Annotated in this window: 11 protein-coding genes and 2 pseudogenes; 4 read left to right on the top strand and 9 right to left on the bottom strand. The window is 50.8% G+C overall.

All coding sequences use genetic code 11. The features are described from left to right. Nucleotides 1-178: 178 nt before the first annotated feature. A complete protein-coding gene (locus tag INF61_RS01500) occupies nt 179-1,312 on the bottom strand; it encodes a glutathione-independent formaldehyde dehydrogenase (protein WP_017384068.1) in 1,134 nt (377 codons plus the stop codon). Nucleotides 1,313-1,743: 431 nt separating this feature from the next. Between INF61_RS01500 and INF61_RS01495 the strand changes: the two genes are divergently transcribed. After that, the gene (locus INF61_RS01495; protein ID WP_022649401.1) at nt 1,744-2,070 is read left to right on the top strand and encodes a four-helix bundle copper-binding protein; all 327 of its coding nucleotides are present in this window, start codon (nt 1,744-1,746) and stop codon (nt 2,068-2,070) included. A 464-nt stretch (nt 2,071-2,534) separates the two neighbouring features. Further along, nucleotides 2,535-3,131 (top strand): annotated as a pseudogene (locus INF61_RS01490) (LysR substrate-binding domain-containing protein); the annotation flags it as partial. 41 nt (nt 3,132-3,172) lie between these two features. On the opposite strand, the gene INF61_RS01485 reads toward INF61_RS01490, so the two are convergent. The 6 genes from INF61_RS01485 to INF61_RS23080 form a co-directional block, all read right to left on the bottom strand. Then, the gene (locus INF61_RS01485) at nt 3,173-3,832 is read right to left on the bottom strand and encodes an SDR family oxidoreductase (protein WP_007897903.1); all 660 of its coding nucleotides are present in this window, start codon (nt 3,830-3,832) and stop codon (nt 3,173-3,175) included. A gap of 294 nt (nt 3,833-4,126) precedes the next feature. Next, a complete protein-coding gene (locus INF61_RS01480) occupies nt 4,127-4,963 on the bottom strand; it encodes a helix-turn-helix transcriptional regulator (protein ID WP_017384067.1) in 837 nt (278 codons plus the stop codon). Nucleotides 4,964-5,038: 75 nt separating this feature from the next. Continuing rightward, entirely contained in the window at nt 5,039-5,890 is an 852-nt protein-coding gene (locus tag INF61_RS01475) for a DMT family transporter (RefSeq protein WP_007897905.1), read from the bottom strand. 109 nt (nt 5,891-5,999) lie between these two features. Next, complete coding sequence (locus tag INF61_RS01470) at nt 6,000-6,875, bottom strand: MBL fold metallo-hydrolase (protein ID WP_023295441.1); 876 nt, start codon at nt 6,873-6,875, stop codon at nt 6,000-6,002. An 82-nt stretch (nt 6,876-6,957) separates the two neighbouring features. Continuing rightward, the gene (locus INF61_RS01465) at nt 6,958-7,530 is read right to left on the bottom strand and encodes a LysR substrate-binding domain-containing protein (protein WP_255354090.1); all 573 of its coding nucleotides are present in this window, start codon (nt 7,528-7,530) and stop codon (nt 6,958-6,960) included. Further along, entirely contained in the window at nt 7,484-7,894 is a 411-nt protein-coding gene (locus tag INF61_RS23080; RefSeq protein WP_157698488.1) for a LysR family transcriptional regulator, read from the bottom strand. Before INF61_RS23080 ends, INF61_RS01465 begins: the two co-directional genes overlap by 47 nt. Before the next feature lie 259 nt (nt 7,895-8,153). On the opposite strand from INF61_RS23080, the gene INF61_RS01455 reads away from it, so the two are divergent. Together INF61_RS01455 and INF61_RS01450 are read left to right on the top strand one after the other, a co-directional pair. Further along, nucleotides 8,154-9,278, top strand: coding sequence for an alkene reductase (locus tag INF61_RS01455; RefSeq protein ID WP_017384063.1), 1,125 nt, complete (start codon nt 8,154-8,156; stop codon nt 9,276-9,278). A 95-nt stretch (nt 9,279-9,373) separates the two neighbouring features. After that, nucleotides 9,374-9,682 carry a helix-turn-helix transcriptional regulator gene (locus INF61_RS01450; protein ID WP_032622084.1) on the top strand — a complete coding sequence of 103 codons (309 nt, stop codon included), beginning with the start codon at nt 9,374-9,376 and terminating at the stop codon, nt 9,680-9,682. A 546-nt stretch (nt 9,683-10,228) separates the two neighbouring features. On the opposite strand, the pseudogene INF61_RS01445 reads toward INF61_RS01450, so the two are convergent. Further along, a pseudogene (locus tag INF61_RS01445) lies at nt 10,229-10,917 on the bottom strand (IS3 family transposase); the annotation flags it as partial. 90 nt (nt 10,918-11,007) lie between these two features. Beyond that, complete coding sequence (locus INF61_RS01440) at nt 11,008-11,436, bottom strand: hypothetical protein (RefSeq protein WP_017384060.1); 429 nt, start codon at nt 11,434-11,436, stop codon at nt 11,008-11,010. Between the last annotated feature and the right edge of the window lies 1 nt (nt 11,437).

Genomic DNA, 11,437 nt, shown 5'->3' with positions numbered 1-11,437 from the left:
AAACAGAAGCCACTGGAGCACCTCAAAAACACCATCATACACTAAATCAGTAAGTTGGCAGCATCACCTGGCAGCTGAAAGTATGAATAATAACGCCCTGACAGGATATTTTATTGCACCCTGTCAAAAGTCATACATTCTTTCCCGGTTTTTGCTTTCTCATACCGGATAACTCTATTTAAGGCTTAAGGATAACCTTCGTCCATCCTTCATCCCGCTCATCGAAGTGCTTATATCCGGCAGGAGCCTCTTCAAGCGAAAGACGATGAGAAATTATTTTGCCCGGACTGGCTTTATCGTGATGGATGAGGCGAGACAGCTGACGGTTATAGGCCTTAACGTTCGCCTGGCCGGTACGGATTGCCTGTCCTTTAAACCAGAAACTCCCAAAATCAAATGGCATCTTACCCTCTCTGGCAAGCTCCGATTCAGCCCCCGGATCCTGAGGAATAAAGACGCCAACCACACCAATTCCCCCGGTTGCTTTCGTCGACGCAACAAGACTGTTCATGGTGACAGAGTTATCTTCATGGCCATGTTTGTTACAGCACTGATAGCCAACACATTCGCAGCCACAATCCGTACCGCGTCCATCCGTCAGGTCGAGAATTTTTTGTACAGCTTCATCGCCAGTAGCATTGATGCCCGTCGCCCCCATTTTTTCAGCCAGAGCCAACCGGTCTGTGTGCGTATCAACCACAAACACCTGTGAAGCACCTTTAATGATCGCCGAATGAGCTGCCATCAAACCGACCGGCCCCGCGCCATAAATGGCCACGCTTTCACCAGGCTTCAATCCGGCAAGTTCTGTTGCATGCCAGCCGGTAGGAAAAATGTCAGAGAGCATCACATAATCATCTTCTTTTTCTGCCGCATCAGGGGGAAGAACAAGGCAGTTAAAGTCGGCAAATGGCACCCGAAGCAGTTCCGCCTGCCCCCCCTCCCAGGGACCCATTTCAGCAAAACCATAAGCTGCGCCTGCCGAACCCGGATTGGTAGTGAGACAAAAGCCGGTCAGACCTTTTTCACAGTTTTCGCAAAAACCACATCCCACGTTAAACGGCAGACAAACATAGTCGCCCACCTTAATACGTTCAACGCCTGAGCCAATTTCGACCACTTCACCCAGGTTTTCGTGACCCAGAATCCGTCCCTGTTCAAAGCTGGTCCGGCCCTCATACATGTGCAAGTCCGACCCACAAATGTTGGTGGTGGTGATGCGGACGAGTACATCCGTGGGGCGGACAATTTTCGCATCCGGTACGTCTTTTACTTTTACATCATAAGGACCGTTGTAAATTACTGCTTTCATGATCTTCTCCTTCTTGCGTGCGGAAAGGAAATGCTGCCCGGCGGATTGGGGTATCAATCGAGTTTAGCTGCCATAACAGATCTCGCGATCGGCGAAAGGACGATTAGGATGTTTCTTAACTAAGTGCATTGAAGTCTGTAAGACAGGTACTTACCGATGAAGGCTGCCTGGAAAACGTAAAAACATCACACGTTAATCCGGTTTTTTTAAGCAGGCAGGGGATTACGGACAGCTTTGAGCGAGAAGCGGATAAAGTAAATCTATCTCATTTCTGCATTGTGCCAGAAGTAGACATAGGTGAATTAGGTAACCCTAGAGATGCACTTTGAATCAATGATATGAAATGCTGAAAAGGTTATTAACTAATTCAAAATTTGAATAATCAGTTATCTCTTCCATGCTTAATACGTAACCTTAGCTAAGGAGAAATTATGTTAGACGAATACAAAAAATGCATCGAAGCCTGTTATCTATGTGCAACGGCATGTGATAACTGTGCGGCTTCGTGTCTCGACGAAGAGAATCTGGAGATGATGCGCGAGTGCATAAAACTGGATATGCAGTGTGCAAATATCTGCCGTCTTGCAGCTCAATTCATGACACTAAATAGCGGGTCTGCCCAGGATCTTTGCCGTCTTTGCGCTGATGTTTGTCAGAAGTGCGGTGACGAGTGTGGAAAGCATGAACATGACCATTGTCAGGATTGCTCAAGCGCTTGTCATCACTGCGCCGAACAATGCAGAAAGATGGCCGCCTGAGAAAAACTCAAATTACCAAACCCGCTTCGGCGGGGTTTTATATTCCCGGTAATAAGTCGTAGAAGGATGAGATAGATGAGTTTAAGAGTACGGGCGGGAAATAGATCTACTCGAAAGTACTAGCCTCAATGACAAATTCTGGCACAGATTATTTGATTGGCTCAATGTCCGTTTTCGCTGACAGCGGACTGCACCCCGCCGGGGTGACCGCTTCGTGCCAGAATTGGACGTTTCCAAAATCTGCATGCACTAATCGGTGGAGAGCAGATCTCACTGCATAGCCATGCAGACGCGCAGAAATCATCAGGGGCGTTTTTCAGGGGTTGGGGCAGGAAAGGTGCCGGAAACAGGCGGGAGGCCGCAGAAACGTGCTGAGGGCGCCTGCGGCGGCGCGCCCAAGGGTTGTTATGTTTAATATGGCAGAACTTTCCTGTCGCTATCATTTTGACGTCCGCTATTCGCTCATAGATATGCCTGTCGCGTTTGCGGCTTTACTTGTTATACCCAACCTGCCTGATTTTTATCGCCAGCATCCCGGAATTGAAATTATCCTGAGCAGCTCAGACCGCCGACGGAATATGCTGCATGATGGCCTGGACTGCATACTGAGGGTAGGGGAGCTGGACGATGGCGACTATATCGCAAAGAAGGTGGGAACCGTTAAAATGACGACCTGCGCCAGTCCTGCGTATCTTGATCAACACGGCACCCCGGAAACAATGGACGAGTTGCAGCAGCATCAGGCCGTCAACTGGATTAACAGCAGCAACAGACAAGTTATGCCCTGGACATTCGGGACGTCAGAGGGCTCCACCGAAATTGAACTTCCAGGCAGGCTTGTCGTGGATAACTCAGAAGCCTACATTGCAGCAGGCCTGGCGGGGCTGGGAATACTACAGGGCATGAATATTTTTTTGCAGCCTTATCTCGATCGCGGGCTGTTGGTAGAGGTTCTGCCAGATAATCCGTCCCCGAATCGCAAACTGTAACTTCTGTATCCGCACCGCCATCTCTCCCGAAAAGTACGGGCGTTTACCGACTGGCTGGAAAGTTTATTGTAAACGCCTGGGGGCCTGCAGCCTGCTGGTACGTGCGCTGCCTTTTATCGGCCCGCCAGCTTCTGTATGGCTTCACGGACAGGAGCATCGCCAGACGTCAGCTCAATGATGACGCGGCTGACGGCAGGTTGCTCAATGAGTTCAGCCAGCGTAGCCGCCACGTCATCACGGGGCACGTTACCATACGGGATGGCCAGGCCGGCACGTACATAACCCGTACCAGTCTTATCCTGCAGCGCGCCGGGGCGCAGGATCACCCAGTCAAGCTCGCTTTGTGCTAGTTCCACATCGGCCATTTTTTTAACACGCATATAATTTTCGAATGATTCAGAAGTGGTTTCTCCCCGTGCGGACTCCGGGAATGCAGAAACGAGCAGAAAGCGAGACACACCGGCACTGAGGGCGGCAGCTACCGACTTTTTCAGCCCTTCGCCGTCGACCGCATTGGTCATCTCCTGCCCCCCCTTACCGCCGGCACCGGCAGTAAACACCACTGTATCACTACCTGCAAAGTGCATCGCCAGCGCAGCTGCATCCAGCTCTGTCAGGCTCCCACTGACGGGCTCAGCACCCAGCTCGCCTAGCAATGCCTGCTGCTCTGGCTTACGGTAGAGGGCACGAACAGCATGCCCCCTTCCTGAAAGGATCCTGCACAGACGCTGGCCGATTTTGCCTGCACCACCGATAATGAAAACATGAACCACAGTTGTCTCCTTCTGGGGTTATGATGTGTCCGAAATTATAACCTGACATCAGGTCAGTTCCTTTGAGCCTGACCGATTGCACTGCATGCTGCTGCCAGCACCAGACAGCTGGTCAGATACTCAGTTGTTCTTATAGCTGAGAACAACAGCCGTACCGATTTAGCTCTCCCGTCACGATGAGAACTCCTGAACCGGTTACACGCAATGCCGGCCAATATCTTCCGTTATATTCGAAAGATCCACGCAAGTTACTGAAGTGCGAGGGACGCAATGTGTACCTTGAACGAACTGAAGTCAGCGGAACCCTGAAGGTTCGATTCCATAGCGTTCAGAAAACTGCCTGCTGAAGCTCGATACTGAATTGTAACCCACCCGCCCCGCGACCGTTTTTACCGGCAGCGTCGATGTCATCAGCAGGCGGAGAGCCTCCGCGATACGTGCATCGGCGATAACTGAGCGTAAGCTGGTTGACTCACTGGCCAGGTGGCGCCGAAGCGTGGGGCCACTGAGTCCCGTCAGATCTTCAATTTCAGCAGCACTCCAGGGATGAGCCGGTTTGTCCGCTACCATCTGACGGATTTTCATGGCCAGACTTGGCTGCCGGGCTCGCAGCAAAGCATGGTATCCCATGCCATAAAGCCAGAGCACCACTTCAACCATGGCGTGCAGGGAAAGCGGACGCTTCCCTTCCCGCATTGCGGCTGTCCAGCGGTTAAGGGGTGAAAGAAGAGCTGATACGGAAATGGCTGCGATGCTGCCGGTGTCCTGTGGTGGTGGTGCGGCAAGTAACAGCCTGGCTGCTTCAAGCTGTTCCTCCGCGAGCACCACGCTCAGGGCGACAAACTCACCACTTTGTTCTGAAGGGGCATATTCTATATCGATGCTACGGGCATTCGGGACGACCATAATCTCGCCCGGGATCACCCGGTGCCATTTCTCATTTTCACGATACCGGAATTCTCCTTCCAGCGGGAAGGAAAGGGTCGCACCTTCCACCTCGAACTTCTTTACCTGATGCGTCTGTTCTGCGCGAAGGCAATCGCAGGGAAGTGGAAAACGGGAGCGTGCCAGGGTAAGAAGCTCAGCGAGGAGATCATCAACGGGAGAATCGGAAAAGCTGACTGTTTGCATATTCATCCGGAATTTGACTTTGACCGCTATTATACGTCGCCATATACAAAAGCATACAGCGACGCGTGCGGTTGTCTATTCCCGGATGACAAAAATCAGGCCGATTATAGTTACTGCCATACCCACAAGCATAGGCAATGTAATGGCCTCTCCAAACAGCAACCACGCTTCAGCTGCCGTGAGAATGGGAACCAGGTAAAAGTAAGTAGCGACTTTGGTTGCTTCACCGCTTCGTATCATAAAAATCAGCAACATAATCGCCAGAACCGATACGCCAATAACCAGCCAGCCCAGACCCAGCGCAAATGATAAGCTCCACTGCGTCGGAGCAGATTCGAACATCAGGCTAATTGCACCCATCGATATTGTCAAAGTGACGTACTGTAAAAACGTGTTCGCAAAGATATGTCCATCTCCCTGAGCACGGCGCTGATAAAGCGCTCCGATCGTTACGCCAAATAACCCCAGCATGACCGACCCAAAAGCCACAGGATCCAGTGCAAAACTATGCTGCCCTGGCGATAGCACCAAGAAAACGCCCGCAAAGCCAATCGCAATACCCAGCCATTTCCGGGGATGCAGGGACTGACGGTGCATGAGTGAAACCAGTATTGCAGTCAGTACCGGCTGCAGGCCGGTGATGAGCGCCGCAATGCCTGACGGCATGCCACGATGGATGGCATAAAAGCATCCGCCCAGAAAGAAGCTCTGCAGGAAAAGTCCGACAATCAGGTTGCGAACCATTCCTCTGCCGGACGGAAAACGGGCCCTGAACCCCAGTGTAAGCAGCAGAAGGACCAGACAGGAAAATGCGCCACGCAGGAATAAAAGATGAAACGGCGCGCTGTACTGCACGGTAAATTTGGCTGCGACAAACCCTGACTCCAGAGGAATACAAAAAGCCAGGGCGCAAGAGTAATGAGCCATTTTTTTTGTGAGGCAGTGATATTCATAGTATTGCAGGTGGGTTCTTGTCGGGCGATATGAAAGGGGATCTCTTCCCGGTCACTATTGTGTGCACCGGGAAGGAAGGTGATCAGACTGCGGGTGACCACAGGTCGTAATTCAGTGCGAAGCTGTTACCTTCACGGATAACCTTACCGGTAGTAGGCAGGTTGAAGTGCATACCACTGACAGCCAGGTTATCGCTCGCTGCGCGGTCAAGCACTTTGCTACGGATGGCCGCCGCCGCCGCAGGATCGCTGTCGAACGCGATAGTAACGTCAGGCTGAGCAACCTGAATGTGTGGGAAGTGAACAATATCACCCCAGATGAGCAGCGACTCTTTTTCATCACCCAGCAGATAACCGGTATGTCCTGGCGTATGGCCGAACAGCGGTACAGTCTGAATACCTGGTAAAATCGCTTCCTCGCGGAATGGCACCAGTTTGTCGTCATAAGCGCTGAAGGCGTTCCTTGCTACTTCAAAGAACGGCTTGAATGCGTCAGGCGCGCCAGCGGAAATGGTTTCATCACGCCAGAAAGCGAGTTCTTTCTCATGCACAAACAACTGCTGAACATTGCGGAAAACGGGAGTCTGCAGGGGGCCTGCAAGCCCGCCGATATGGTCAGGATGCGCGTGAGTCAGGAGAAGGGTATCAATCTGAAGCGGGTCAATGCCTACCGCGGCCAGGGCTACCTGAAGCCGACCGCCCCAGCCATTAATACCTCCGGCACCACTGTCAATCAGGATGGTTCGCTCAGGCGTCTGGATAACGTAGACGTTGATATTAATACGGGGTACTGCTGGCACACCGCGCTTCTGCAGTAAATCCTCGGCACGTGAGCCGTCAATACCAGACAGCAGCTCAAAAGATACGTCCAGATAGCCATCACTCAGCATGGTCACAGTCATGTCACCTACTTTTTTGCGATTGATAGCCGGGGCCTGCCAGTTCAGTTGTGAAGTCATATTGGTCTCCGTTACGATTAGAGGTCATCAGGTTTTACTTTAGCAATAGTAACGAAATTTCTGGTTCGAACTGCTCATCCTGCTACGTAAACCGCTCATTCTTAAAATCCGGAGCACAGCAGGTTATATTGCTTTTGCCTTTCTCATGTAAGGTGTCGGTATTATCTTTACCGGAGCCTGTAATGGACATTATTGGAATTATCATGTCGGCGGGAAAAGCCTCTGACCAGTCCTCAAGCACCCGACAATAGTGTCCCGCCTCAATCCCCGCCAGGGCAGAAGACTCCGGCAGGTAGGCCAGGCCGTAGCCATCTTTTACTGCATGAAGCATTGGATAAATGCTTGAAAAAGTAAGCTGCCCGTCCACTTTTTTCACAATATTCTCCCCCTGCCTGACAAATTCCCAGCCATACAGCGGGCCTGTGGGTGACAGACGTATATTGATGCAGTCATGTTTTTCCAGCTGAGAGGGATGTAGCGGCAGACCTCTTTCTGGAAGATAGGTGGACGATCCAATGACGACAAACCGTATGTCCGGTGCGATTCGGACGGCCACCATATCCTTTAATATGTCATCACCAATTCGGACTCCGGCATCAAAATTGCCCTCAACAATGTCGACAAAACCGTTCTGCTGCGACATTTCCACCTTGATATCCGAATATTTTTTTTAGTAACGGTGACAATCGTGGCCAGAGACATTCATGAATCATGTGATCTGATACCGTAAGTCTGACCAGCCCAGCCGGTGTATGGCGCAGTCTCTGAAGAGCTGTCACGCCCGCTTCAATGCGCGCAAGACCGGGTTCAAGCGTCAGTAATAATTGTTTACCGGCTTCGGTGACAGCCACCCGCCTGGTTGTACGCATAAGTAACGGCATGCCAACGCGCTCCTCGAGACGACGTATCGTGTGTGAAAGCGTGGATGCCGAAATCCCGAGGCGGACAGCAGCCCGTGAAAAACTGCACTCCTGTGCTACTGCCATGAATGCAACATAGTCATTAAAATCGTGACGCATACCGTTCCCGTTCAGGATCTCCGATAACATTATCAGAACCATTTAGGTTCATGATGCCGATTCTGTGAGCCATCAGGCAACCCCCCGTTCCGCTCATCCGATCATAATTTTTATAAATCTAGATATTGGTAAATCTCAATATGTGGAATAAAGTGTCGTGGTTCTGCGGCTACATCGGCCGAACGACGACATGCCAGGTCGTAAATGCTGAGACATGGCGTTTCAGTGATATTGAAAATTCGCTATATCAGGATATGTAATGAAGACGAAAAACCTGTTCTCTCCCACCAGACTAGGTCCCTACACCCTGAAGAATCGTGTTGTACTTCCGCCTTTAACCCGCTCACGGAGCTCACAACCGGGTGATATTCCGAACGAACTGATGGCTGAATATTACGCACAGCGCAGCAGTGCCGGGTTTATGGTGACCGAAGGAACACAAATCGAACCTCGTGGGCAGGGTTATGCGTGGACCCCGGGGATCTACAGCTCACGGCAAGTGGAAGGCTGGAAGAAAGTGACGCGGGCAGTGCATGAAAAAGAAGGCATCATTTTTGCCCAGCTCTGGCATGTCGGAAGAGTATCCCATAACTCCCTGCAGCCAGGTAACGCCTCGCCTGTCGCTCCGTCGGCGATACCGGCAGGGGAAAACGTTAAGGTATTCATCGAAACCGGGCCGGGAGAGGGGGCGCTGGCTACCGCTTCCTGCCCCCGCGCACTGGAAAAAGAGGAAATTAGTGAGATTGTCAGGATGTACGCCGGGGCAGCTCAGAACGCCCTTGATGCCGGTTTTGACGGTGTGGAAATTCACTGTGCAAATGGATACCTGGTTAACCAGTTCATGTCATCCCATAGCAACAAAAGAGAGGATGAATATGGTGGCTCATTACATAACCGGCTGCGGTTTCTGCGCGAAGTGACGCAGGCTGTCGCTGATGTGGTCGGTAAAGACCGTGTGGGAGTCCGTTTTGCTCCGCTCTTTCAGACCACGGATGAAGTAAGGGTCTATCTTGGCCTGGTGGAAGATGATCCCCATGAAACCTATACCGAAGCCGTTAAAATTCTTGAAGAAATCGGAATAGCCTATATTTCTCTTGCTGAAGCCGACTGGGATGATGCTCCCGAATTGCCTGAAGCATTCAGAGCTGAAGTCCGTAAATTATTCAGCGGTGTAATTATGTATGCCGGGCGATATACGCAAGAAAAAGCCGAACGGATTATCGGTGCTGGCTGGGGAGACATTATCGGATTTGGCCGCCCGTTCATAGCTAATCCGGATTTACCGCAGCGCCTTTATCATGAATGGCCACTGAATCCGGTCGATCCAACAACCATGTATGGTGGAACGGCAAAAGGCTACACAGATTATCCCGCCTTTGGCTAACCATTCTTATGAGCATCAGCTTTTCAAAAGCTGATGCTTAACGTAGAGAAGTATCGTAACATTGCAATTCCTCAATGCGACAAGTGACAGAGTTTATGCCTGATATTGATTTGAATGACGTGATTAAGGCGCTGGGAAACCCTGTTAGAAGAAAAATTCTGTATATGCTCAAGGAACCGAAAATACACTTCCATCAGCCTTATGCTGATGCGGACGAGTTCGGTGTGTGTGTCAGTATCATTCAGGAAAAGGTCGGGCTCTCACAGTCTACCGTTTCTCTTTACCTCTCAGCTCTTCAACGGGCACAACTTGTTACTTCTCAGCGCATCGGTCCCTGGACGTACTACAAACGTGACAATGATAAAATAAGGGTTGTTCTTGAGTTGCTGAAAAATACAATCTGATACAGGACTGAGCACATTCAGTGTAACAGTACCGGGGGTTCGTACTTGCGATCCCGGCAGGCATTCCATGAAAGCGCACTAATTCCTCAATATCAGGCTGCAGACCGGTCATAAGAGGCTAATAGTTTTGCAAAATATCCACCAGTTTGGGTCAAATCACTCTGTCGGTTGGTGTGCATACTCGGTGAAAGGACCTGCAGATATTTAAGATGGCGGATAGCTTGTTACAGTGCCGCTGATGACATTCCGACCCTGTTGCCGTCCGGGTAAGATAATACCTCTGACAGCGGTCATAAAAGCCCAACATAATTGTCTTTCGAGCCATATATTAATCGCTCATCGCGCTCTCTTTTTCGAAGAGGTGTCACTTAATCATGATCGGTCAGTACAAAAAGACAGTGCTTTTCCAAATCCCGGACGGTTGTATGCGAAAACGGTGAAGCTCAACAAATGGTGTCATCGCTGTGCAATGCTCTGCGGGCTCATTGTTTCAGTTAACTGTTTGGTTACAGCTTCAATGAAGTATTTCAGTTAATTCACAGCGAGGGTTTGAGGAAACCACGCTGTGATTACCCAACGCTCATCCGGAGCATCCGGATTGAACTGTCGCTGGAGCTTGTTGGGCGACACGATACTGGCCTCGCCTTTACATGCCCTCGGGCTCCGGTATCCGACCTGAGCCTTTATCCCGACACGTTTCATCAGTCGCCAGACTCTGTTCACTCCGCACTGTTGCCCGCTGTCCCGCAGATCCAGATGGATTTTGCGATAACCATAGACGCATCCCGATTCCAGCCAGAACTGTTTAATCTGTCCTGTCAGTCTCAGGTCTGCCTGATGGCGTTGTGAATGCGGCTGCTGAAGCCAGGCGTAAAAACCACTGGGATGTTCATCCAGCACCCGACAGAGCAGGCGAACAGGCCAGCAACAGGTGTTGTCACGAATAAAGGCGTACCTCAGTCGGACAGCTTTGCGAAGTACGCCGCGGCTTTTTTTAATATGTCCCGTTCGTCGGTAACCCGCTTCAGCTCTTTCTGAAGACGGCGGATCTCGGCCTGAGCATCTGACTGTTCTTTATTAGTGGAAGAATCCGGACCGTAGTTCTTTATCCAGGCGTAAAGGCTGTGGGTGGTGATATCGAGACGCGTTGCAACGCTGGCAACAGAATAACCGCGATCAACAACCTGTTTGACTGCTTCAATTTTAAACTCTTCGGGATAACGCTTACCGCTCATGGGCACCTCTCTTTAAGCCATCTTAAATGACTCTGAGGTGTCTGTTAAACCCGTGGCGATTCACCTCGCGTCCTTCCGTTCAGTATAGCCTCAGTCCCTGACACCACCCGAGAACGGAATGACGTCCCCTTTCTCCCTCCCGGTGTTGCGTTCAAGCTCCCTGACATACTGCTGTAAAAGTATAAGGTTATGTAACAGCTCTACATTTTCAGCCATCATCTTTTTGATTTCTTCCCTCAGCTCATTTCTCTGACGGCGATACTTTTCTTTCAGCTTGATCTGCTGCTCAATGCCCTGCTCATCAACCGGCGCGGTGCCCTGGCACGTTTTTTTCAGACTGCGGATAGCCTCCCTGACCTGCCTGTACTCAGGACAGTTATAATTCAGGGTGCCGTTTGCCAGCCCCGCTCGTTTTTCCACAGCATACTGGCTGATACGCTCCCCTGATAACATCAGTTCCCTCAGGGCCTGCTCTGCTCTTGCCTGTGTTTTTTTAACCCCCGACTGTTCGTTCGTCATG

This window comes from Enterobacter cloacae complex sp. P18RS (genome assembly GCF_014982105.1).
Classification (GTDB): Bacteria; Pseudomonadota; Gammaproteobacteria; order Enterobacterales; family Enterobacteriaceae; genus Enterobacter; species Enterobacter hormaechei_C.
Note: the sequence above shows the minus strand (reverse complement) of the source record. Positions and strands in the feature narration are given on the sequence as shown.